This window comes from Paenibacillus sp. FSL L8-0436, assembly GCF_038593025.1.
Taxonomy (GTDB): domain Bacteria; phylum Bacillota; class Bacilli; order Paenibacillales; family Paenibacillaceae; genus Paenibacillus_AQ.
In genome coordinates this window covers 813,683-836,787 of sequence record NZ_CP151955.1, presented here as the reverse complement: position 1 = coordinate 836,787, position 23,105 = coordinate 813,683, and the positions used below count along the sequence as shown (strand labels likewise).

Annotated in this window: 24 protein-coding genes; 2 read left to right on the top strand and 22 right to left on the bottom strand. The window is 33.8% G+C overall.

The window, feature by feature from the left end; translation table 11 throughout:
* Window positions 1–248: 248 nt before the first annotated feature.
* Window positions 249–1,082, top strand: coding sequence for a MerR family transcriptional regulator (locus tag NSS79_RS03885; RefSeq protein WP_342438355.1), 834 nt, complete (start codon window positions 249–251; stop codon window positions 1,080–1,082).
* A 107-nt stretch (window positions 1,083–1,189) separates the two neighbouring features.
* Here NSS79_RS03885 and NSS79_RS03880 read toward each other — a convergent pair whose 3' ends face one another.
* The 22 genes from NSS79_RS03880 to NSS79_RS03775 form a co-directional block, all read right to left on the bottom strand.
* Window positions 1,190–1,876 (bottom strand): hypothetical protein, encoded by a 687-nt coding sequence (locus NSS79_RS03880; RefSeq protein WP_342438354.1) that lies wholly within the window; start codon window positions 1,874–1,876, stop codon window positions 1,190–1,192.
* A gap of 30 nt (window positions 1,877–1,906) precedes the next feature.
* Window positions 1,907–2,521, bottom strand: a complete 615-nt coding sequence (locus NSS79_RS03875) for a hypothetical protein (protein WP_342438353.1) — start codon at window positions 2,519–2,521, stop codon at window positions 1,907–1,909.
* A gap of 40 nt (window positions 2,522–2,561) precedes the next feature.
* A complete protein-coding gene (locus NSS79_RS03870; protein ID WP_342438352.1) occupies window positions 2,562–3,230 on the bottom strand; it encodes a methyltransferase domain-containing protein in 669 nt (222 codons plus the stop codon).
* Window positions 3,231–3,245: 15 nt separating this feature from the next.
* On the bottom strand, window positions 3,246–4,355 hold the full coding sequence (locus NSS79_RS03865) for a BtrH N-terminal domain-containing protein (protein ID WP_342438351.1): 1,110 nt from the start codon (window positions 4,353–4,355) through the stop codon (window positions 3,246–3,248).
* Window positions 4,352–5,461, bottom strand: coding sequence for a BtrH N-terminal domain-containing protein (locus tag NSS79_RS03860; RefSeq protein ID WP_342438350.1), 1,110 nt, complete (start codon window positions 5,459–5,461; stop codon window positions 4,352–4,354). Before NSS79_RS03860 ends, NSS79_RS03865 begins: the two co-directional genes overlap by 4 nt.
* A 3-nt stretch (window positions 5,462–5,464) precedes the next feature.
* Window positions 5,465–5,722 (bottom strand): acyl carrier protein, encoded by a 258-nt coding sequence (locus NSS79_RS03855; protein ID WP_342438349.1) that lies wholly within the window; start codon window positions 5,720–5,722, stop codon window positions 5,465–5,467.
* On the bottom strand, window positions 5,722–6,687 hold the full coding sequence (locus NSS79_RS03850; RefSeq protein WP_342438348.1) for a beta-ketoacyl synthase N-terminal-like domain-containing protein: 966 nt from the start codon (window positions 6,685–6,687) through the stop codon (window positions 5,722–5,724). The genes NSS79_RS03855 and NSS79_RS03850 overlap by 1 nt, the downstream gene beginning before the upstream one ends.
* A gap of 27 nt (window positions 6,688–6,714) precedes the next feature.
* A complete protein-coding gene (locus NSS79_RS03845; protein WP_342438347.1) occupies window positions 6,715–7,890 on the bottom strand; it encodes a beta-ketoacyl-[acyl-carrier-protein] synthase family protein in 1,176 nt (391 codons plus the stop codon).
* Window positions 7,891–7,892: 2 nt separating this feature from the next.
* On the bottom strand, window positions 7,893–8,339 hold the full coding sequence (locus tag NSS79_RS03840) for a 3-hydroxyacyl-ACP dehydratase FabZ family protein (protein ID WP_342438346.1): 447 nt from the start codon (window positions 8,337–8,339) through the stop codon (window positions 7,893–7,895).
* Between the two features lie 22 nt (window positions 8,340–8,361).
* The gene (locus NSS79_RS03835) at window positions 8,362–9,837 is read right to left on the bottom strand and encodes an AMP-binding protein (RefSeq protein WP_342438345.1); all 1,476 of its coding nucleotides are present in this window, start codon (window positions 9,835–9,837) and stop codon (window positions 8,362–8,364) included.
* A gap of 12 nt (window positions 9,838–9,849) precedes the next feature.
* Window positions 9,850–10,875, bottom strand: a complete 1,026-nt coding sequence (locus NSS79_RS03830; protein WP_342438344.1) for an alcohol dehydrogenase catalytic domain-containing protein — start codon at window positions 10,873–10,875, stop codon at window positions 9,850–9,852.
* A gap of 11 nt (window positions 10,876–10,886) precedes the next feature.
* The gene (locus NSS79_RS03825; protein ID WP_087919702.1) at window positions 10,887–12,185 is read right to left on the bottom strand and encodes a TrpB-like pyridoxal phosphate-dependent enzyme; all 1,299 of its coding nucleotides are present in this window, start codon (window positions 12,183–12,185) and stop codon (window positions 10,887–10,889) included.
* 13 nt (window positions 12,186–12,198) lie between these two features.
* A complete protein-coding gene (locus NSS79_RS03820; protein WP_342438343.1) occupies window positions 12,199–13,002 on the bottom strand; it encodes a carbon-nitrogen hydrolase family protein in 804 nt (267 codons plus the stop codon).
* A gap of 13 nt (window positions 13,003–13,015) precedes the next feature.
* The gene (locus tag NSS79_RS03815; RefSeq protein ID WP_342438342.1) at window positions 13,016–14,359 is read right to left on the bottom strand and encodes an AMP-binding protein; all 1,344 of its coding nucleotides are present in this window, start codon (window positions 14,357–14,359) and stop codon (window positions 13,016–13,018) included.
* A gap of 20 nt (window positions 14,360–14,379) precedes the next feature.
* Entirely contained in the window at window positions 14,380–15,483 is a 1,104-nt protein-coding gene (locus NSS79_RS03810) for a 2-deoxy-scyllo-inosose synthase (RefSeq protein WP_342438341.1), read from the bottom strand.
* 13 nt (window positions 15,484–15,496) lie between these two features.
* Window positions 15,497–16,846, bottom strand: coding sequence for a hypothetical protein (locus NSS79_RS03805; RefSeq protein ID WP_342438340.1), 1,350 nt, complete (start codon window positions 16,844–16,846; stop codon window positions 15,497–15,499).
* A gap of 2 nt (window positions 16,847–16,848) precedes the next feature.
* Window positions 16,849–17,505 carry a methyltransferase domain-containing protein gene (locus tag NSS79_RS03800; RefSeq protein WP_342438339.1) on the bottom strand — a complete coding sequence of 219 codons (657 nt, stop codon included), beginning with the start codon at window positions 17,503–17,505 and terminating at the stop codon, window positions 16,849–16,851.
* Window positions 17,502–18,659, bottom strand: a complete 1,158-nt coding sequence (gene mfnA / locus NSS79_RS03795) for a tyrosine decarboxylase MfnA (RefSeq protein WP_342438338.1) — start codon at window positions 18,657–18,659, stop codon at window positions 17,502–17,504. The genes NSS79_RS03800 and mfnA overlap by 4 nt, the downstream gene beginning before the upstream one ends.
* Before the next feature lies 1 nt (window position 18,660).
* Entirely contained in the window at window positions 18,661–19,740 is a 1,080-nt protein-coding gene (locus NSS79_RS03790) for a BtrH N-terminal domain-containing protein (RefSeq protein WP_342438337.1), read from the bottom strand.
* Complete coding sequence (gene fabG, locus NSS79_RS03785; RefSeq protein ID WP_342438336.1) at window positions 19,737–20,474, bottom strand: 3-oxoacyl-ACP reductase FabG; 738 nt, start codon at window positions 20,472–20,474, stop codon at window positions 19,737–19,739. The genes NSS79_RS03790 and fabG overlap by 4 nt, the downstream gene beginning before the upstream one ends.
* Window positions 20,474–21,316 (bottom strand): sugar phosphate isomerase/epimerase family protein, encoded by an 843-nt coding sequence (locus NSS79_RS03780; protein WP_342438335.1) that lies wholly within the window; start codon window positions 21,314–21,316, stop codon window positions 20,474–20,476. Before NSS79_RS03780 ends, fabG begins: the two co-directional genes overlap by 1 nt.
* 155 nt (window positions 21,317–21,471) lie before the next feature.
* The gene (locus NSS79_RS03775; protein WP_342438334.1) at window positions 21,472–22,149 is read right to left on the bottom strand and encodes a LytTR family DNA-binding domain-containing protein; all 678 of its coding nucleotides are present in this window, start codon (window positions 22,147–22,149) and stop codon (window positions 21,472–21,474) included.
* 343 nt (window positions 22,150–22,492) lie between these two features.
* Between NSS79_RS03775 and NSS79_RS03770 the strand changes: the two genes are divergently transcribed.
* Window positions 22,493–23,068 carry a dihydrofolate reductase family protein gene (locus tag NSS79_RS03770; protein ID WP_342438333.1) on the top strand — a complete coding sequence of 192 codons (576 nt, stop codon included), beginning with the start codon at window positions 22,493–22,495 and terminating at the stop codon, window positions 23,066–23,068.
* Window positions 23,069–23,105: the final 37 nt, after the last annotated feature.

The following is a 23,105-nucleotide window of genomic DNA, read 5'->3' as shown; positions in this document are numbered from 1 at the left end:
CCATCTTTTTTGTGAGTACTTCATTGATGTCTTATGAATATATCCCGGCCGCTTTCAAAATCCCGGTATCGTTAAATCCTTTCACATATGTTATAAATAGTATAAGGGATCTTATTTTACAGAACTCTATCAACTGGAACTCTATATTAGGTACTTTCTTACTATTTCTGATCTTGGGCGTTTCGGCATTTCTGCTCGCTTTACATTTATTGAAAACCAGAAATTAGACAATGTTAGGGAGGATTTCGGTGCTTAGAATTAGTGACTTTTCCATTCTTTCGCAGTTAAGCACTAAGATGCTTAGGCATTATGCTGACATTGATTTACTTCCTCCGGGCTTTATTGATGAAAGTACTGGTTATCGGTATTATTATGAACACCAGCTAGCAGTAGCTAACAAAATAAACATGTTGAAAACCATGGGACTCAGTCTGCATCTAATAAAAAAGATTTTATATGAATATGATGAGGATATTCATCTGATGAAGTTCTTGAATATGCAAGCGGCACAATTGCAGGAGGAAATAAATGAGAAGCAAGATAAAATATTGTTGATAAACTCCATGATTAAACACCTAAACGCTCAGAAAGAGTCATCAAAATATACAGTAACGGCAAAGAAAATTCCACAACGACGGGTCATTTATTTACGTGCACAGATCAAGCAGTACCAGGATGAAACTCTGCTATGGAAAAGACTATCCAGGATCGTTCATGGCCAGAATGTACGACTAAGCTATCCGCATTTTAATATAACAGTTTTTTACGAAGAGGATGTTCAAAATCAAAGGATTGATATTGAAGTCCAAAAATGCATTTCAGGGGATTATGAAAATCTGCAAGAAGCAAATATTAAAATAGAAAAAGAACAAACCGTGGCTTCATTTATCTATGAAGGAAATTATAACAAACTTAGTGAAGTGAATGAAACAGTCGCTCGATGGATATTAGATAATGATTATGAACTGAACGGCTCCCCTTTTAATATTTATCATATCTCCCCTGAAGAGGCCAACGAAGCTGCCAACTTATTAACGGAAATTTGTTTTCCTATAAAGAAAAAGACAAATATCCTAGGATAATAAAGAATATTTGACTGATAATACCACAAATTAATAGTCACCTGTATGAGCATATATAGCTCGCTACAGGTGACTATTTTCATCTATAAACCTCATTAATGTTCAAATCATTTTGGTAGTCTGGCTTTGATTTGGTTGATAAAGTCATCATCCGCCGCCCATGGATATGTAGCACATGTTCCCTTCATTACATTCTTGACTGCCTTTTCCACTATCTTGGGATCTATGTCTTCAGAGCTAAGTTTCTTTTCAACATGAAGAATCATTTTAATTGTTTGTTCTGCTACGAAACTATTAATCTCTGAAACAAAATCATTCTCAGAATATATAATGTCACCGAAATCTTTAAACAGCCATTCAATATTGAACTTCTGCTCATCGCTTAAATTAATATCCTGAACAACTAATATTGCCTTATTTCCATTTTCGATCTCTGTTGATTCACCAATAATTTTGATATTCAGGATTTCATTAAATTGAAATACCGACTCTAGCTCTTGCCTTCTCAGCAAAGTAGCAATATTTATGATTTGTTTATTATTTGAGATCATCAACAAATCTTCTTTTATATAGGAAAATTCACTGTATGGTATGGCTATAATCAGAATATTCACTTCATCTAATTGCTTAATGTCATTAGAAAGAAGAGCTGCTTTTTCTGCAGCTATAGTTTGTAACTGCGGGGTAACAATTTTATCGACTAAAATTAATTTTTCACATCGGGGTAAAGCTTGAACAATGCACCTTCCCATCCTCCCTACACCCAAAACACCAATTTTCTTACGGATCTCCATACTTCTCTCCTTATTCATATTTTTTCCCTTTTATTGTTCAAATACGAACTCTATTAATTCACTTGAATTTATGTTTCTAAAGTGCGCATAAGTATGGCCTATTTCATCATCAATAACATAACTAATAATTTCAATATTCGGATCTTTACATTTGTTTATTATTTCATCTAAGTTTTCTTTACTAGAAACATTGATTGCAAAATGTGAAATATGTTTGCTTTTCATATTTAGATTGATTTCAGCCCAATCACCGAATCTTAAAAAAGTAAACAACTCAAGCTTTATGTTATTATCAACATTAACTGAAAACCACCAACCCTGTGTTCCGTGATATTTAACTGCTAAATGAGAGGCTCCATAATCAAAATCAACAATTTCTCTTTTATCCTTCTTTTTCTTCAGACAAGAAGCAAATTCATAAACCTGACTATTCTCTGAATAATCACCAATATAAAAAGCGAGGTGATTGACATCTGACCATAACCCTGCTATATCTTCAGTAACCTTCCCCAAAACATCTTTGATTACTTCGTCAATATGGCATTGCATGTTGCAGGTGTTTTTATTAAGGATATCGCCCCATGTTTGTTCAATCTCATCTGTCAAAGGAATCCATCCCTTATCTATAAATAAATCCCATTTCATAGATATTAAATCCCCTTCCTTAATATTTTGGACAGGTAGATTATACTTTTTGAGCAATTACATACATTCCATAAATTAATTCTGCATACACCTTTAATCTCAATTGATTATCTGTAATCGAGAAGAACTGTTTGATTTCATCAACATGATAACTTGCATCTATAGAGCGAAATAAACCTTCCCGCATTTTATCATCTTTTACACTGTTAGGTATAAAACTAATAGCGTTTAAATCAACATCTCTTCTCCAATCCAGAGAAAAGAAATGGCCGCCTTTTTTCAACACTCTACTTGTTTCTTTAATAATAGCCTCTGGATATTCCCATTCATGCAAAGAGAAACATGAAATAACTAAATCAAAAGTTTCATCTTCAAATTCCATTTGCTTAGCATCTCCATGCACATACTTAACTCTATTTTGCAATCCATACTCAGCAGCATTTTCTTCAGCCATTGCAATCATCGGCTGACTAATTTCAATTCCGGTTAGCGTCGAGTTATCGGTTACCTTTAACCATTCTAATCCAAAATATCCTGGACCCGGACCGATTTCTAATGCATGCCCACTAACAAGACCATTTTTAACTAAACGATCCACCTTTTCCATTATGTTTCCACGATCTCTGGTTTCTCTCTGCATTAAATTATACTTTTGAACACTACCAATATCCTGTATACCATCCACTGTTTCAATAATTCTTTCCTTCATCGTAAAGCCTCCTAATTAGATTTTTTCATTTAACTTCCAAAGCGCACCCTCTTCAATATCTGCAATCTCCAAGATCACTTGACTAATGGACTCAAGCAGCTCTTGCTTATACTCATAACAGAGAGGTCTAACTTCATTTCTATTAATCATATCATGTATTTTTATCCATTTTTCTCCTGACAAAGAAAAATCATACGAAGCTTCTCTAACCCGATCAGATTGAATAATATCGGCGGATTGTTTTAGAAAGTTTGCATAAAGGAAGCGAAAATTCCCTCCCCCACCTATATTCCCGCCATGAATAATTTTCATGATCTTGAATAATTCGTAGTCTAATGCCGGAACTTCAATCTTATCTTTATGAACGTATATGGAGAAATCAAACCAATCCACCCATGATAACAAATCCTTTGCACACTGTCTCATTGCGTTTATTCCAGTTTGTGCTTCTATTCTAGGAGGATTCAATATTCTTTTAACATTCTTTTTTATGCTGGTTTTAATCATAGTTTCTATACTAGGGATTTCTTTTGGGAAATCGAATTCATACCATATATTATTAGGCTTCTTCCAGAATAAAGTTGAATTTCTCGCTGCTGATAGCTCATCGAGAGGAACCTTCTGAAATTTCTCCTCTTTACCACATTCATCAGAAATATAAACATAATTCTCATCATAAGAGACAGCCACTACAAGATGTCCACCATAATCTTCATACCCCACTTTCTGTTTCCAATATTGAAGGCAGTATTTGTCGACTTCTAACATAACAGGAATTCCTGAATCAAGAGAGTTCTTCAATGATTGCCATGCATGAGCATTATTATTCGTAGATTTTTTATTAATTCTAATTGAAGTTGTGTCAGCAAAATTGTCTATCCAATTGCAAAATCTCCCCCCTATAAAAACCGGAGGATACTTGTCTTTTCCGAGAACTCTATATACGAAATCCAAACCGCTATCCAAACCAAACATCATAGCATCATTACATAGTTTTTCTGGAATAAGCTTTGAACAATTCAGCATGATTTCTGCTAAAGATTTAGTAATACAATGGGAGCTTTTAATAGTTTTATAATTTCCAAGGACCTCCATTAAACTTGATTGTGAATGGTTTGTTTTCATTGATCTCCTCCTATCCACTGTGCTAAACTGAGGAAAGCCTGCTTTTCAATGTTCTCAACATCCCGTATGTGAATATTTACACTTTCACAAATAGAGTTAATTCTACTTCCTAACGTATCCCTTGGAATTTTAACATTTAAATTCATCACATCTTTATATATATTACTAGCTAATTCAGACCACTTTTCAGATGCAACAACTAAATCATGATATGCTTTATATATGAGTGGGTCAGTATAATAGTTCTTATAAATTTCGCTTAGAAACCCAGAGTACATTTTTCTGAATAGTCCTCCACCTGTTCCATTCTTTTCTATACAAGCATATATGAAGAGTAACTGCTTTTTAGTTTCATAGATTAGCTCTTTATACGACAGACTACTCTCTAAAATTCTATCGAGACAAATTCTAAGCTTCGAAGGAAATAAGTGTAGATTTTTAATACCATTTTCTTCCGAATTTAAAAAACGTTCGACATTTTGTTTAATAGATTTCTTTATACCTAACTTGATGTTTAATTCCGGGGGAAACTCTAAAACAAACCACCTTCTGTTTGGTCTGCTTATATAATCTTTTTCTGAAGAACGTGCTAATTGTAGATTAGAAAAACTAATAGATAGTAGTTCATTCCGATCTTTTTCAATAAGCTGATCATCCAACCTTTCAGATACATAAACCTCTTCTTTTTCCAGATCGTACCCAATAATAACAATCATATGTCCACCAAAGGGATTTTGTTTCTTTTGAAAATAATCAAGATAATACATATCTGCAAGTACCATAACCGGGGTATTCTTATCGATATATTCTTTTACCTCTAACCAAGCAGACATATCATCCTGAGGTTCATTTTGTATTAGCTTAATCCCTAGGTTATTACAAATATTACCTTCAAAGAGATTGCTTTTACCTCCTACAAACAGCGAACCCAACTTATGGGTGTCTTCACATAAATGATAACCTAAACCGCTATCCAACCCGAATATCATTTCTTCTGAGAAACTAAAACCATTGTATTGAAAAATATCCCTGAGTGACGTGCTTATACAATGCTGACCGGGCTTATTATCAAAGGTTTCAATTACCTTCCTGTTAAACTCCATCATTCATTACAACTCCGGTTTCAAAACGGATAATATCTTTTCAGCAAAAGTATCAATAGAATATAAAAAATCATTCCCTTCTTCTGATAGATCTAATTTGAATTCTTCTTCAACATTGACGATCAAATCCAATGAGTCTACCGAATCAATCCCCAGTTCGTCATATAACAAAGAATCATCATTTATATTTTCCACCTTCACATCAACATCAAGAGTTCGTACAATAATTTGTTTTAATTTGCTAACAACATCTCTTTTCTCCATTACCTTACCTCCTCTTTAATTAAAATACATGTATTTCCTTCTTTCAAATGAATTAGAACTTGTAGCGGTTTATCTGGAACTACCGTCCGTTTCACTTTAATTGATTCAACGATTTTGCAAGCTATAACTACAGCTATACTTGCCGTCGCTCCTTCATAATCCTCCAGCATCATTAATTTATTAGTATCCAGTTTCCCATTAAGAGTGAAATCATTACTGATAACATATGAATAGTCACCATTATTTATCTTATCCTTAATATGGCTCGAATTTATAATCTGAATTTCACCATATACTTTTGCACTTCTTAAAAATGCATTAGTACTTTTCTCTAATAAAATTGCAGCAACCCCCTCCTCCTTTTCAGTACCGGATTCATTGGAATAGAAATAACTTTTGTTGTTAAAATAAACGTCAACACCTCCAACTAAAAAAAAGGGGGTTTGTTCACAATCTCTCAAGTTATTATAACCAAGACGAATAGCGCTGAAAGACGATTCCTTATCTCCGGAAAGCATCATACTTGAACCTCTCATCCCCCACTCGGCAGATATTTCACCGGTTGGAGCACAACTAGTCGAATTTGCAAACTTTGATGAATTAATCTTCTCACACTTTGTTTCACAAGCCATATCGTAAAACTCCATAGCTTTATCAAAAGTTGAAAAAAGCGAGTTAAATACAACACCGCTATTTTCCAAAACTTCCTTTTTAACATTAGCGTCATGAATGGCTTGACCTGCAGCAATAACTGATAACACAGAGGCATTACTCATTTTTTTTATTTTGAATTTGTTTATATATTTTCCAACATCAATATTCAAATTATCAATATTAATAGATTCCGTTATTTTCAACGATCTCTTCTCTATCCGATTTAAATAAAAATCTATAAGATCATCCAAACTAGGGTACGAAGCAGTAATTGCAGCGACACCTGTGACAACTATTTTTTCGTCCTGCAACCTATTCATCCTCCCAACTTCTTCATATTAAACCTTTGAGAAAATAACACTACTATTATGCCCTCCAAATCCAAACGAGTTTGACATTACATGTTGAATTGGAGCTGCTCTACCAATGTTTGGTACATAATCAAGGTCACACTCTTTATCAGGAGTGTTGTAATTAATCGTAGGGGGGATAAATTCATTAACTATTGATAAAATACTTATCAGCCCTTCTAATGCACCAGAGGCTCCTCTTGTATGTCCAAGCATCGACTTTGAAGAGCTTATTGGAATTTCTTTTGAATTTTCCTTAAACACTTGTTTAATCGCCTTTGTTTCCATCCGATCGTTTAATTTTGTCCCGGTGCCGTGCGCGTTGATGTAGTCAATAGCTCCATAACTCAAATTGGATTGTTGTAATGCGGCATTCATACACTTGGCTGCTCCTGTTCCTTCTGGATCCGGTGTAGCCAAACGATATGCATCATTACTAATCCCTCCTCCAGCTATTTCTACTAGATAAGGTATCTTTCTTTTTTTTACGCTCTCCTCATTCTCAATAATTATGGCCGCTGCACCCTCCCCTAAAACTATCCCATCCCGATCGTCATCAAAAGGTTTAATGTTTGTTTTGGAAATAATCCCCAAAGACTCGAATCCTAAAAAATCATAGGAGGATAACGCCTCAGTGCCAATCACTATTACACAATCCAACATTTCTTTCCTGATCATTTTAGCCGCTTCAATAAGGGCAATCGTACTAGATGCGCATGCAGACGTAAAAGTAGTTACAAACATAGGTTTAAAGGGTAGTTTCCCAGTTAAGTATTCAGCGATGCCATTGTATGGTTTTAAAGAATTGTCCTTCAAACGATTAATATGACATATTAATCCTCTTTCACTTTCTAATACAGGAATAATTCCAGTAGCAGTACCAATAAACAAACCCACCCGTTCACCGTTCTTGTAAGAATCTAGTAGATGACTCATTTTGAGTGCATCCTGAAGTACGCTTTCAGCAAGCTTGAATGCTTTAAGAGGCTCCTCTAAAGGATTTGAATCTGTTGCTGCGCACAAGAAAGTTTTTGTTTCTCCTAAAATGGAAATGGATTTCTCTGTAACTCCTGAAACTCCTTGAGCCAGGCGTGAAAAAAATGTATCGGCATCATTCCCAAGAGCAGATACTACACCTAAACCAGATACAACAGCTCTTCCCATTTCTAATCCTCCTTCATTACAACAGTAATACTTCCCTCTGCCACTAATTGTTCGTTACGATATATCTCACCACTAAAAACATCACTTTTGCTAATTTTTCTTACATGCTTTACTTGTATCCGAAGTAACTGATCTGGCAAAACAAATTTCCTAAATGTAAAATGATTTACTTTCATCAAATATCCCTCTTGGCTTTTGTTCCATCGAATCGCATTTAAAACTGCAGCTGCTTGAGCCAAGGTTTCTATTAAAATAACGCCGGGAACAATTGGATTACCAGGAAAATGCCCAATAAAGAACTGTTCATCACCTCTGAACAATTTCTCACATACAATTTGCTCTTGAGTAAAACCAACTATGTTATCTACAAACAAGAACGGACTTCTATGAGGAATCAATTTCAAAATTTCATCTTGCTCCATTAAATTGAGTGTTATATTTTCTTCCATGCCAGAAACATCACTCCATTTCTCAAACCATCATTTTCCAGGTCTTTTTTTTGATGAGATGTTCACATATAATAATTTTTTTAGGTACTTTATGTGCTGACATTTTCCTGCGGCAATACCTTAATATTTGTTCCTCATTTATTGTTGTTTCATCGTTAAGTACAACTTTAGCGATTATTAAGTCTCCCCTTGAAACATTGCTTTCCGCCTCAACTAATACATCTTTGAAGTATCCACTCTGCATTAAAATTTCCTCAACATCGTGCTTAAATACTTTTTTTCCTGCCACACAAAACATTTCTTTTTTTCTGCCGGTGATAAATAATTCCCTAGTTTCCAAGACATAACCGATATCACCAGTGTAAAACCAGTTGTCTCTTAATACTTCTTCAGTCTCTTTCGTTAAATTATAGTAGCCCCTCATTAATTTAGGTGTTCTCAGTAATATTTCGCCTTCTTGACCATAGGCCAATTCATTTCCATCCTCATCTACAATCTTCGTTTGCAATGAAGGTAACAACGTACCAACTGAATGTTGCTTACTGTAATAACAGTTTTTGTTAACTGCTATTGTATTAGTTTCACTTGAACCATATGCATTAATAATTTGAATATCATTTTTCTCGTAATAATATTTCACAACACTATATGGCAATGGAGCACCGGAAGAGATAAACTTTATGTGCTTCATATCTTGATTAATCATATTTTTTATTTTTTCGAGCATTGTAGGTACACAAGAAAAGACAGTAGTATTCCATTTCTGAATATGTCTAACGATATCATTTAAGTTTTTATTCTCATGTAGGACAATTGTTGCCCCTATGGATAATGGTAATAATAAATTTGTACATAATCCATAGCAGTGAAAGAAGGGTAATACATTAAAGAAAACGTCCTTTTCATCTACATCTATTACATCTCTGAGCTCTTGTATGTTAAATAATAAATTATGATGTGTTAACATTACGCCTTTAGGTTCTTTAATTGTTCCCGATGTATAAATAAAACATAACAGATCATCCGATACAACTTCTTCAGATTCACCTATACCATCATGAGTCAACAGTGTATTTCCTAAAATCTGGTAGTCTTTATAGTTGCTATGAATATAATTTTCATTGATTATATATCTAAGCTTGGAACTACTAAGCTTGGAAATGACCCTTTCGTCCACTAGCGTTTCATATATGACAATTGCCGTTGCTTCGGAATCATGAATAATAGAATACAATTCTTCTCTAATATTTAAATCTAATGGGATAACTATACAACCTAGAGAAGTTAATGAAAAAAAGTAATTCACGAATGAGTAGTCACTGTTTACAAGAAGAACAACCTTATCACCTTTTCTAAGGCCTAATTTTCTGAACTCCCGGATCGTCTGTTGAATAGACTCATAAAGTTGACCATAGGTTATATGTTGATCCCTGTATACTAGTGCAAGATTATTTTTCTTTGTCTCAACGCCCCTCTTTAACAACTCAAGAATTGTCATTTCTATCTCTCCTCAGTTCATTTCGATTACAATTTTAACATTCTTCTGCAAGTCCAGTTCCTTTGAAAAGAAATGCTGTACTAAATCTATCGGCACCATTCTTGTGATCAGCTTCGTAATACATTTCTCATTCCGTTCAATTATTCTAATAGCTTCTTGAAATCCCCCTGTCCCACCAATACTTCCAATAATATTTAAGGACTTTTTTATAACCATCCCAAAGTCTATATGAATAGAATTCTGATGGCCAAGGCATAGCAAAGTCCCCCCTGATCTCAATAAGTGAAGTGAAGAGACTATAGCATTTTCGTTGCCTGATGCTTCAATAATAAGATCAAAGTGGTTTACATACTCAGATACATTCTTGGTCATATCTGTATGAATAGGGGTTGCATTTGTCAGTCCCATCGATTGAATAGTACGAATATTCACTTCTTCCACATCTGAGATTGTAATATTGGAGACTCCCTGATCAATTAGTGCAATTGCACTCAGTGCACCAATGCCACCTGCACCCAAAATAAGAACTTCTTTGGCTTCAGATAATTTTTGACTGCCTATTTTTTTAATTCCTTCAACGGCCACCGCCAATGGTTCTGTTAAAACATAGGGCCGGGTAACAGCAGTTTTAGGACATTTGTATAAATATTTCGAAGAAATCTTAACATATTGAGAGCCTGCCCCATCTATTGTAATTCCCCGTTTTTGAACTCTTTCACATAAATTTTTATTCTTTTTACATTGCTCGCAGCTGCCACAATAGATTGAGCAGTCTCCAGTAACTAAATCTTTTTCGCACCATTTTGATTCTGCACTTATGCCAGTTGCAACTACTTCTCCTATCCATTCATGGCCTAAAATTATAGGGTATCGATGCGGAGCCGTATATTGACCCTTATATAATTTAATATCTGATCCACAAAGAGCCACATAATGAACTTTGATAAGCACTTCATCTGGAAGTAAATGATCATCAATTGGTTTATTTATACATTTTAGCTGTTGTTTGGATTCTATCACTAAAGAGAGGTTATTCACATTATCACCCCTCACCGTTTTTTATCAGAACTCTCAATGTACCCATTTAGGTCAAGTAGTCCATTTCCACTAAAACACATCAAGATTGTCTTTTTTTCATTATTTACTTTTGCAGAAAGTGCCTCGTCGATCGTTGCTTTAATCGCATGACAAGTTTCAGGTGCAGGAATGCTGCCATACAATTTGGTAAATAACCTTCCCGCTTCAAAGATCTCCTCTTGATCATAAGAAACTGCATCAAGTATTCCCTTATTTCTGAGCATACCTACCATAGGGGAGCCATTATGTTGACGTAGTCCGCCTACATGAGAGGATGGGGGCATAAAATCATGTCCCATTGTATAGGATAGAGTTAGTGGAGTAATTCCTAATGGATCTGAAAAGTCATATTTGTATTCACCCTTGCTTAATCTTGGAGAAGCATTCGATTCTACAGCCAATAGTTTAATATTTGAAGGGTTCTCCACTTTTGCCTGTATGAATGGAGCCATAATTCCGCCGAGATTACTGCCCCCACCACAGCAAGCAATAACTGTATCAGGCATATCCCCTGCTATCTCCAATTGTCTATAGGTTTCTAACCCTATTATAGATTGGTGCAATAATACATGATTTAAATTACTCCCTGACGCATATTTGTATTCTTCATTCTCCAACGTATAACTAATTGCATCACCAATTGCTGTTCCTAAAGAGCCATAGCTATTAGGATCTTTTTCCAACAAAATCCGTCCTGAACTTGTTAACTTGCTAGGCGAAGGATATATTTTCCCCCCAAGCATTTCACTCCAGTATTTCCGGAATGGTTTTTGCTCCATTGAAATTCTCACCCAGAACACAATGGCTTCAATATTAAACATGTTACATGCATATGACAGACCTAACCCCCACTGACCTGCACCGGTCTCGCTTATTAATCCTTTTACGTTCTCATTTTTTGCGTAGTATGCTTGTGGTATTGCCGTATTCAATTTAAAACTATGTGTAGGTAAAAAATCTTCTCTTTTTATATATATTTTTGCTGGGGTATCTAAATATTGCTCTAATTCTATCGCTCTCATTAACGGAGTTGATCTGCCAACTTGTATATATTTATCTAATACTTCACCTGGAATGTCGACCCACTTCTCTTCAGTACCATCCTGATCTAACATAGCTTTTGTTCTTATTTTCTTGATAACATCCAGCCTTGACCCTCTGTCATCATTCGGTTCCTTTAATGGAGGAAGTTTGTCTGGCAGCACAGATTTTATATTTAACCATTGAGTAGGGAGATCTTGTTCTTTTAGAAAAAACATATTTTTCTGCATGGATTATATTCTCCTAACTTATCGTTATTTTATTTGGTCTATACACTTGATTTCTTTTATTTCTGAATGACTCCAAATCATAATTTCCATAAACTACTCCTTCAAAAAAGGCATCTTTTCCATGATCCATTTCAAATAATTTATTATTGCCGGATAGATGCGGATTACTATAAACATTGCTTATCCCTTTAAAAGTTAAATTTGTATTATCTTTTATCCCACAACCAGAAGCGACAACTATAAAACAATCTAAATCAATTGTCCTTGCTTTTACTATCGATAAATACGAGTCCGAAAATTCTGATGGAATTTGAACTAGACAAATCAGAACCTCTACATTTTCATCCAACAATTTTTGGCATATTGTAAATGAATTAATATCATTGCCAAGCAATAACCCGATTTTTCCAACATGTGTCTCATAACAATGTACATTTTCGCCGGCAGTAATAATTTCCTTCTCGAAAAAAGTAAGATTGATTTTTTTGTGCATACCGAGTAATTCCCCTTCAGGAGATACTACAATAGCGGTGTTGTACAATTTACTATTTTCTGAAATTAAAGTGCCACAGACTATATATAATTTGTATTTCCTTGCCATTTTAAGGATAAAATCAATACACTCCTTTGAATCTTCTGAATCGAATTGATTATTAAGCGAATTTCCCAATTCAAGCTGATAATTAAAACACTCTGGAAAACATACTAATTGCACATTATTCCGTGAGCATTCCTCAATATAAATCTCACATTTATTAAAGAATTCCTCTTGTTTGTAGGTATTAATATTTAACTGAACTATTCCCACATTAACCATTTCATCACCTCATTCACTTCTTAACAAACATTTTCGAGAATGGCTTTAAACTTTTTTTCAAGTATTCAATATATTCTTCCCTTTCTTCCTTATCGAAGATATTTATTATAATGTTGTCTCTAACAGATTCAGGAAAGTTACTTTGTAATTCTTCTGATATAAAATCGACACTATAGCTTTCTTTCAAATCAACCGTTATGTTCATTTGCTTATTATCATATTCCACACGATAGAACTTATTATGGCTCTCACAACTCATAATTAGCTCTTCTAATTTCAAATATGAAATCTGCCATTCACCTATACGAATTACATCATCGATCCTCCCATAATGCTCCATAATATCCGCTGTGTTGCCACATTCGCAGGGCTGAGTGCTAATACTCACTTGGTCATTTGTTTTATATCTAATTAAGGGCATCACCTCATTTTCCAAACTAGTTATAACCAGTTCTCCTTTGCCCTCACCTTTTATGTTATGTCCGCTCTGAACATCAATAACCTCGTAATTATATCTATCATCCATAATATGCATGTTTCCATGATGACAAGTAATTGCCAAAGAACAAGTTTCGGTCATTCCATAAGCATTAAAAACATCGGCTCCCCATATTTCTTTAATTTTCTTTGCTTTGGATTGATTCGCTGTTTCTCCGATGTTTAAAATCTTTTTAACGGAAAAATCCTTTTTCGCACAGTATCCCATTTTTTGAGCAACTTCTGACAGCAGCAGCACTCTAGTTCCTGAAGCCACCATAATTGTAGGCTGAACTTTATATATAAGATCTACTGTCTTTTCCCATGAACAAAATTCATTAAGTACACCACATGCCACTTGAGTAATTCCTATTAAATCAAATGTCTTCTCAAGATCCTGGGCTGGAACAGATAATTCATACGGTGCTGAAATTATGGCGATATCGTCCTCTGAGAATAAATCCATTAGTCTGTAGGCTACATAAATATTATTTTGGAACCAATCTTTCTGAGAAAAATATGCAGAGGTCGGAACACCTGTTGTTCCGGTGCTTTCCGCATAATGACTAACTTTTTCAAGACTAGAAGCCAACAATCCAAATGGATATTGTTCCCGTAAATGCTCCTTTGTTGTGAATGGTAATTTTTCCAGATCTGATTCCTTTTGAATAGAATCAATATCAATAAGGTTATCTTTGTAGAATTTAGAATAAAAATGCGAGTTTTCAGCAGCATAATGAATTTCTTTAATCAGCTTCTGCTCAATATACGTTTTTTTTTGTTCTTTAGATAAACCTTGTGTATCCTCCAGATTTTTCAAGGAGTCCAGTTTTAATTCAGATTCCCTTTTAAGTTGATCTATGCTATTTTTAGTAATCATCAGCCGAGCGCCCTCCTAAATTAAAAGGATTCATTGATCGCTTCTTTCTGAATCTCCGGGTTTACCTCTACCATATAACTGTGTTCCGGTCCCTCAATGCAGGAGCCTATTTCATTTAGCAGAACAAATCTAATACCATGAATATCCTTTTTGTTGTCTAGTTCCATACGTCTCATTATTGTCTCAGAATTAAGCACATCCGGAACTTTCGTTGGAGTTCCCAGTGCCTGTAATATATCGAGATGCTCTTCTACTTCATCATGACTTAAAAGACCTAATTTATTACTAATACGAGCAGCAATTATCATCCCTATAGATACGCATTCTCCATGGGAGTATTTTCCCTTTAATAATCTTTCTATCGCATGCCCTGTGGTATGGCCGTATTCAAGTATCATTCCGAGAGCCTTTTCAGATGGATCATTTTTAATAATTGGTAATTTTGACAAGATACTTATTTTAACGAGATCAAATAAGTTCTCTTCATTAAAGACCAGCCCCTTATTTATTCTCTCTTTCATCTCATAAAAGAAATTTCTATTAAATATCAATCCATTTTTAATTGTTTCTACCAAAGCCCCCCTAACAAGTCTCTCAGGTTCACTTAGCAAAAAGGAAGTATCCACAAAATTAAAAAGTGGTGTGTAATAAGATCCAATCATATTTTTCCCAGACATAGAATTTATAGCTTGTTTTCGGCTCAGTATACTATCCGTTTGTGACATAAAAGTAATAGGAATATGAAAAAATCTTATTCCTCTAAAAATTAAAGCAGCGGCTAACCCAACTATATTCCCTATTACTCCTCCTCCAAAAGCAATCAACACTGAACTTTTAGTTACGTTTCTTTCAAATAGCTCCTCAATTAAATAATTGCAGGTCATATTATTTTTGTTTACTTCACCTGCAGGCAAAACAATTAACTCCACTGGATAATTCTTACTTAAAAAATTATAAAGTGTTTGTCCATAAATATTCAGTATATTGAAATCTGTTATTAAGAAATACTTATCTGTTTTTAACTCATTCATTTTTTCGGGCAAAACACTTTCCCAGATCTTACTACCTAAATAAATTGGGGTTGACTCCTGCAAAAACGTTTCTAAAACAATTTCTTTAATCATCTTTAAGCTCCTTTTAATGAATTTTATGAAAATTAAAGGACTTCTGATTAGAATTAATATTTTGCATACTTGCTAACTTTAATTCTCGCTCATCTTGTGTATAAGCTTTTAGCTTCACACAATCTCTCAATGAGCTTGGAAATCGGTATAATATATCCTCTTTACTACTTTCGAACAGCTCTGGATTAATAACATCCATATAAATTGATATGCTATCTTCGTTATATTCAACATCATAATACTTGTCTTGGAGCTCACTGCTAAACAAAATATTTTCAATTTCCTGATAGGTGAGCGTTTGATTATGGACCGAGATCTTATTGCTCGATTTACCATAACGTTTGAGAACAGTCCGACTATTATCAAATTCATCTTTCCTATAAGATAAAGATGCTAATTCGCCAGTTCTATATCTGATTAGAGGCAATGCCTCATTATCTAAAGACGTTATGACAAGCTCTCCTACTTGCTTTTCACCTAACACTTGATTGGAGTACATATCTATAATCTCAAAATAAAACTTTTCATCCATCAACAAAATATCTCCATATTCATCTGAAACACCCAATGGAGGAAGCCCATCAACTGAATACAAATCAAAGATTGTTGCATCCCATATCTTCGCAACTCTATTCCGTTTTGCTTTACATATATTTTCTGATACGTTAATAACTTTATTTATATTGAAATCCCTTTTTAGATCAAACCCCATTTTAGTTGCAACATCCGCTATTATAAAAGAGTGAGTAGCTGAACAAACCAGCACATTAGGTTTCACTGAAGCTAATAAGTTAAAAAACCTATCCCATGGACAAACTTCGTTAAATATTCCACAAGAAATTATCGTAGCACCTAAAATCTCAAATACTCGCTCTAACTCTTGGGCTGCAATAGACAGTTCATATGGTGATGCCACTACAACTATATCTTTGGGTGTAATTTTACCCAGTAATTCGTTTGAAACGGTAATATGATCGTGAAACCAACTTTGTCTGGAATAAAAAAAGGAAATAGGGCAATCTGCTGAAACTGATTCCGAATAGTGACTTAAATCCGAAACTTTAGCTGACAATGCCTTTAAAGGGTAGGATTCTTCAAGTTTTTTTCGAGGAAGTAAAGGTAGTTTTTGAAATTGTTTTATATTTTCTATTTTTACTATCTGAGTTGCATCAAGTTCATAATATTTTTTATAAAAGTCAGAGTTGTTAATAAAATAATTTATTCCCTCTAAAAATGTGGCTTCGAAATCATAAAAGTTAGTTTTCTTTTTTTCGTTAATTCCTGATGCTAATGATTCAATCATTTCTAGTTTTAGCTCCAAACTGTATTTCAACATATCTATACGTGAATCAACAGTTGGCATTCTTATTTTCTCCCTTCAACAATTCCCTGAAACTCAATCCAAACCTCACCCTTTACATCTTTAAAATTATTTTTCTCAAATAAGCTAATATAGTCGGATAGTGAAAATTTCAAGTGCACTTCATCTGCATCTGATTCAGGATCCGTTCCTTTATGCCAAGCTTCGATTTCCTTATTACGTTCAGGATCTGCTACTTTAATAAAATCAGAGATCACTAGTTTTTTTCCAGGTTTCAAAACACGATAGATTTCGCTTAATATAACCTCAGTACGTTCACTATTTTCATGAAGTACATAGGACATAACTACAGCATCAAAGAAATTATCAGAAAACTCCAAAGAACAAGCATCCCCTAAACAAGGCTTAATAATATGATCAAGCCCCCGCTTCTCTGCTTTTTTTTGCATTACATCAAGCATTTCTTGTCTCGAATCCATTCCAATCACTTTTCCGCTTGCATTAACCTTTTGAGCAGCTATCAAACTTAAAAAGCCAGTTCCACATCCTATATCAAGGACACAATCACCTTCTTTTAGATCCGCATGTAAAATTACAGCTTCATTTTCCTTTAACGCGATTCTTAAAGGACCATCCAAATAATGAATCACTTTTTCCAGTTCTTGAGAGGAATAACTTTTTATAGTGTTTTCTTTTTTCATTGACTCATCTCCTTAACATCTATTGTTATTAGCATCTCTACAAACTTATCTATTAAATCTATACTCAAATGATTATTTATAACTATTCTTAATGCATTTTTAAATCTTCTTGAAACGGATACAATAAACCCTTTTGTTTCTAGTTGATTCATCACATTATGTGCATTATCCACATAAAAAGTAACGATATTTAATTGAGGAGTGCAGACTAGTGTATAACCCAACTGTTCTAATCGTTTAATCAAATATTCCGTACTTTCATAATTTTTTTTTGTTATCTGGATGAACCCTTCCATTCCCAAATATTCCAAAATTGCATATACCGCTAGTACACTAGCCCCACCTCTAGTGCCAGATAACGTTGTATGTGCTTGTGTCCCATAAAAATATGAATTAAAAGTTAAGTAGTTTTGGATATCTTTGTTCTTAAAGAGAATACCGCCAGCAGGAATGGGAGCAAGTCCATATTTATGTGGATCCACTGTGATTGAACTAACTCCATCTATAGCAAAATCAAATTCCGGCAATGAATATCCTATTTTTTTGGCAAATGGGATGATGAAACCGCCTGTAGCTGCATCAACATGAAGATAGATTTTATTTTCGCGTGCAATTTCAGCAATTTGCTCTATAGGATCAATACAACCCAACTCACTACTCCCGGCATTTACAACAATTGCAATCGTATCTTTTCCAATTTTGTGAATCAAATCACTAATATCCATTGAGAAATTTTCATCAGTCTCAACAATTTTGTATTTTAGTCCCATAAATTCTATCGCTTTTAATACAGAATAGTGAGTAGTTGCTGTAAATAGGATTTCAGGTTTTTCTACTTCCGGCCGCATCTTTTTTGCAACTTGGAGAGCTAGAAAATTCGCTTCTGTTCCCCCTGAGACAATATTTCCAACCATGTCTGGCCCGTGAAATACCTCTTTCAAGAGCTCTATTACTTTATTCTCGACTTTAGCAGTTCCTTTAAAGATTCTATTATCTCCCAAATTAGTATCTAGTCCCTTAATAAAAGCTTCCACACCAATATGTAAGGGCTCGGAACAAATTGAATTAAAAACAAATGGCCATTGTACATCTGCTTTTCTAATATCACGTATTTCTTTCATAATCTCATTACTATTTAAGCCTTTTTGTCTCACATTACGTTCCCTCCCATTGTTCAAGTAAATAAAACGCTTTCGCCTCTAGTTCAACAGTCTCTTCAAGCAGCTTTTTAACCTTCAATAATTGTATGAAGATTCCCGAATGATCTAATCGACTTGAATAATGAAAGTATTTTGATATCTCTATCCAATTTAGGCTTGATTGGTGCATCATTTTTGCAGCCTTCAATAACAAGTGATCATTTGAGAATATTTTTGAAACTTCATATAAATACTTAGAATATAATGATCTAAAATTCCCTCCACCAGTACCAACTTCGTCAAACATTTTACCAGTTATAATAAGTTGTGCTCGTAAGGGAGAAACATAAGCCTGTCTATTACTATCAAATTTTTTTAGTGGTAAAATTTCAGGCCAACTCTCTAACTCATTGGTAAATAATTGAAGCTCCCTATAACTTCCTTCATTTGTATCTTTTAAGTAACTCAAGGTATTTTTTTTAATCGCTTTATATATTGCTTCTTTCAGTCTCAATTTATAATTTTGAGGTACATCAATTATGTGCTGTGCATTATGGATATCACCCCAATATAGATCAGCACCTCTAGCTTTTTTAACACATTCAATTGAGGTAACATGTAAATTATTTGACTGTCTTTTGTCGTTGATTTTTTTGTCATAAACTTCCCCCAGCCAAATATGCTTATCGTCATACCCTACGAGAAGCACCATATGGAAAGGAACTTCTCTCAATATTCCTTTCCAGTAATCAAGCTTAGATTTATCAAGTTCAACAATAACTGGAATGTTATTATTAATTGAAGCCTTTGTATCTTCCCATGCTTTCTCACCATTCGTTTCAAATAATTTTTTGTGACTCAACTCAAGAACTTCACAAATATTATCGACCCAAGTGTAATTTCTACCTCCTGTATAGAATGCCGGTATGCTAGTTAACACATCGTGCTTTCTATAGCAAAAACCTAAACTACTGTCTAAACCAAATGCCATTGCTTCTGTAAAGTTAAATCCCCAATAATTAAAATAGTTTTGCAAAGTTGTGGAAATGCAGTGGTAACCTGGATGAAACACAAATCCTCCAATCATTTTTTTCATGCGGACAGCCCACCATCCACCGTAAACACCCCTCCTGTAATATAGTCTGATTGGTCACCGGATAAAAAAAGAATTAACGAAGTTACATCTTGAGGAGTTCCGATTCTTCCAAGGGGTATCTTCTTTAATTCCGAATCCATATCTTTTATAGTCTGATCGGTCATATCTGTAGAAATCAAACCCGGAACTACCACATTCACATTAACCTTCCATTTTGCTGCTTCTTTAGCCAAAGCTTTTGAAAAGGCTACTACAGCTGCCTTTGAAGCCGCATAGTATGTTTGACCTATTTTACTATCATATATACTTACTGAAGAGATATTAATGATTTTCCCAGCCTTTTGTCTGATCATTCGTTTCATAGCCGCATGACAACAACTCATCAAACCTATAACATTCGTGTTTATGCATGTAATCCAATCTTCTTCTGTACTATTGATAAATAATTTATCGTTACTAATCCCAGCGTTATTGACTAAAATATCAATTCTCCCAAACTTCTTTTTAATGTTCTCGAACATTGCCTTAACTTGTTCAGGATCGGATATATCCGCTTGGATTTGAATCGAATTTGGAGAGAAGGCTTTAATAATTTCGAAGGTCTCGCGTGCCATATCTGTGTCATTTTTATAGTTCATAATTACAATTGCTTTTCTTTTAGAAAATTCAATTGCAACTTCCCTGCCTATGCCCCTTGACGAACCCGTAATTAATATAATCTTGTCATTGAACATCAAATTAACTGTCCTTTTGGAACTAATTCAATATGGTTATTTATAAATTCATAACTTTCTTTTAATGCCTTTTGATGAACGCCTGTGTGATTATATAGTTCAACACTTACAAATCCATCATAGTTATGTTTACTAAGAATGCTGAAAATTTGTGGGAAATCCAGATGACCTTGTCCTAGTATTTCATGATAATGAATACGATCTTTAATATCTTCAATATGAATGTGTTTTGTGAAGGGGAGTGCTTTATCAATGGCATTTAAGTAGTCGTCCTCACAACAATTTACGTGCCCTATGTCAAGATTCATTTTGAAATGTTCATGATTAATATCTTTTATTAATTGAATGGCTCCGGTACTAGTGCTAATTAAAAATTCAGGCTCTGGTTCAATTAACATAGTTAAACCGCCACATTCACTGAGCAATTCTTCAGTCGATTCTATTAGCCAACTATAGGCCATACCCCTGTCTATATTGTCTTTCAGTTTACCACTAGCAAAAACTAAGTAAGGTGAATTCAAATTATTAGCAATTTCTATAGATCTCTTTAAAAAGTCTTTTCTAATAGATCTGCATGCTTTATTAGGATTTATGAGTGATGGTTCAAAAGGCATCTCGCCCAATAAATTATCCGCACCAGCAGAAATACAAGAAATAATAATATTGTGGTCTGAGCAGAAGTTTTTTAATTCTTCCACTTCTTTTCTTGTAGTCATTAAAGGATGTAAATGGTTTTCATGAAATGATAATTCAACACCATCATAATTATGATTTCTAACTGTTTTAAGCGCTTCCTTAATAGTTAAATGCCTTAACCCATTAGTGTTATAACTTACTTTCATCAATTACTTCCTCCTATCTATAGACTAATGTTTAAATAATTCATGGCGTTATTTCTAATTCAAACTTAGCACAAAACAAAGTATATTTTTCATTTTTGGCATATAAAGGTTTTTTCGTGGACTGAATTGTACATTTTTTCACATGAAGGAGCAAATTATATGTCTTTTATTAATCTTTTAATTGGATCACATTGATTCCTTGAAACAAAAAATACTTGTCCATCCTCCATTTCTACACTCAATAATCTTTCTACCTTTTTTACGTTTTTAACGTAATTAAAATTAATAATCATTCCTCTATGAATCATTGCAAAATTATGACCATAGAGTGTTTTATAGATTTCCTCCAATGACCTACTTTTTAAAATCAACACCTCTTTTTTTAATTTAATTGCTACATTTCTACCTTCTTTATAAACATACATAATGTCCTCTGCTTTTACATATTGAACACCATCTTTTAATTCAAATTTATATTTTTTATTTGTATCTAGTTTATTAAGTAGAAATTCTATTACTCCATCAAGCGTATGTTCAGTTTTAACAAATTCAAATGCAACATTGAAATCATTATTTAATGAGAAAGCTATTATTGAAATCTTATTATCTGAAAAATACTGAAAATCCATTAGCGTTTTCAAAACATTATCCAATTCAATGAGGTTAACAAAAAAAACATCAAAATCATTTTTTCGATTATCTTTTAAAAAATCAAAACTGTCTTTATATACTTTAATTTCATATTTCGTATTTTCACCTTTAAAAAAGAAATCTATACGAGACCTTATCATTTCACACAAATAACTTTCATCACATATCGCCACTTTAACCATAAAACACTTCCTCTTTTCATTTTAAGATATGAAAGAAATGATTATTTTCCGATTAGCAGATGAGATGGTCAACTGAAAAGTTGTTTGGTAGATTCAAGGTTTCTATTCAGAGTTAGCTTTCGATGCAATTCCTTTGTGGAACAATTTCAGCTGCTAAGTTATACATGACCTTATTTCTAAAAAGCTTATAAAAACCACAAAAAAACCTCCTTAAATTTTGTATTAAACAATTATATCTCATATATGGTTTTTATAGTAATTGTCTGCCAATTATTATTAAATTTAGACACATTTAATCAAATATTCCGAATGCTCTCTTTGTCCCATGCTTCAGTAACAAATCATGAAACGGAAAATAATCTTAGATTTAGCAGTTACTTTAGATGGTTTTATTGAAGGGGCAAACGGGGAACTTGATTGGTGCATTATGGATTCTGAGATGGGGTTTATTCATTTTTTAAATCAGATTGACACTATTTTGTATGGAAGAACAAGCTATGATTTATGGGGACAATATACTCCAGGAATTGAACAAGATGATACTGAAAAAGAAACTTGGGAATTAATTCATAGTAAAGAAAAATACGTGTTTTCCAGGACACAAAAAGGGACTGACAATAAAGCAATATTCATAAATGATAATATTCTTGAAGAAGTAAATAAATTAAAGAACACACCTGGCAAAGACATCTGGCTATATGGTGGAGCAAGTCTTATTACAACTTTTATAAATTTAGGGCTTGTTGATGAATTTAGATTATCTGTTCACCCAGTCATTTTGGGAGTAGGAAAACCGTTGTTTATTGATATTAAACAGAGGTTGAATTTGACAATGGTTAATACAAGAAAGTTCTCCTCTGGCGTTGTGCAACTACTCTATCATTTTGGATGGAAAATAAATTGCAACATGACAATCTGATAAAATACAGCCTAAAGAAGCGGGCATACACCCGCTC

Excerpts from the sequence above, each read along its gene's own strand:
- NSS79_RS03880 (WP_342438354.1), bottom strand. The coding sequence starts at position 1,876 with ATGGAGATCCGTAAGAAAATTGGTGTTTTGGGTGTAGGGAGGATGGGA.
- NSS79_RS03875 (WP_342438353.1), bottom strand. The coding sequence starts at position 2,521 with ATGAAATGGGATTTATTTATAGATAAGGGATGGATTCCTTTGACAGAT.
- NSS79_RS03870 (WP_342438352.1), bottom strand. The coding sequence starts at position 3,230 with ATGAAGGAAAGAATTATTGAAACAGTGGATGGTATACAGGATATTGGT.
- NSS79_RS03865 (WP_342438351.1), bottom strand. The coding sequence starts at position 4,355 with ATGAAAACAAACCATTCACAATCAAGTTTAATGGAGGTCCTTGGAAAT.
- NSS79_RS03860 (WP_342438350.1), bottom strand. The coding sequence starts at position 5,461 with ATGATGGAGTTTAACAGGAAGGTAATTGAAACCTTTGATAATAAGCCC.
- NSS79_RS03855 (WP_342438349.1), bottom strand. The coding sequence starts at position 5,722 with ATGGAGAAAAGAGATGTTGTTAGCAAATTAAAACAAATTATTGTACGA.
- NSS79_RS03845 (WP_342438347.1), bottom strand. The coding sequence starts at position 7,890 with ATGGGAAGAGCTGTTGTATCTGGTTTAGGTGTAGTATCTGCTCTTGGG.
- NSS79_RS03840 (WP_342438346.1), bottom strand. The coding sequence starts at position 8,339 with ATGGAAGAAAATATAACACTCAATTTAATGGAGCAAGATGAAATTTTG.
- NSS79_RS03835 (WP_342438345.1), bottom strand. The coding sequence starts at position 9,837 with ATGACAATTCTTGAGTTGTTAAAGAGGGGCGTTGAGACAAAGAAAAAT.
- NSS79_RS03825 (WP_087919702.1), bottom strand. The coding sequence starts at position 12,185 with ATGCAGAAAAATATGTTTTTTCTAAAAGAACAAGATCTCCCTACTCAA.
- NSS79_RS03820 (WP_342438343.1), bottom strand. The coding sequence starts at position 13,002 with ATGGTTAATGTGGGAATAGTTCAGTTAAATATTAATACCTACAAACAA.
- NSS79_RS03815 (WP_342438342.1), bottom strand. The coding sequence starts at position 14,359 with ATGATTACTAAAAATAGCATAGATCAACTTAAAAGGGAATCTGAATTA.
- NSS79_RS03810 (WP_342438341.1), bottom strand. The coding sequence starts at position 15,483 with ATGATTAAAGAAATTGTTTTAGAAACGTTTTTGCAGGAGTCAACCCCA.
- NSS79_RS03805 (WP_342438340.1), bottom strand. The coding sequence starts at position 16,846 with ATGCCAACTGTTGATTCACGTATAGATATGTTGAAATACAGTTTGGAG.
- NSS79_RS03800 (WP_342438339.1), bottom strand. The coding sequence starts at position 17,505 with ATGAAAAAAGAAAACACTATAAAAAGTTATTCCTCTCAAGAACTGGAA.
- NSS79_RS03790 (WP_342438337.1), bottom strand. The coding sequence starts at position 19,740 with ATGAAAAAAATGATTGGAGGATTTGTGTTTCATCCAGGTTACCACTGC.
- fabG (WP_342438336.1), bottom strand. The coding sequence starts at position 20,474 with ATGTTCAATGACAAGATTATATTAATTACGGGTTCGTCAAGGGGCATA.
- NSS79_RS03780 (WP_342438335.1), bottom strand. The coding sequence starts at position 21,316 with ATGAAAGTAAGTTATAACACTAATGGGTTAAGGCATTTAACTATTAAG.
- NSS79_RS03775 (WP_342438334.1), bottom strand. The coding sequence starts at position 22,149 with ATGGTTAAAGTGGCGATATGTGATGAAAGTTATTTGTGTGAAATGATA.
- NSS79_RS03770 (WP_342438333.1), top strand. The coding sequence starts at position 22,493 with ATGAAACGGAAAATAATCTTAGATTTAGCAGTTACTTTAGATGGTTTT.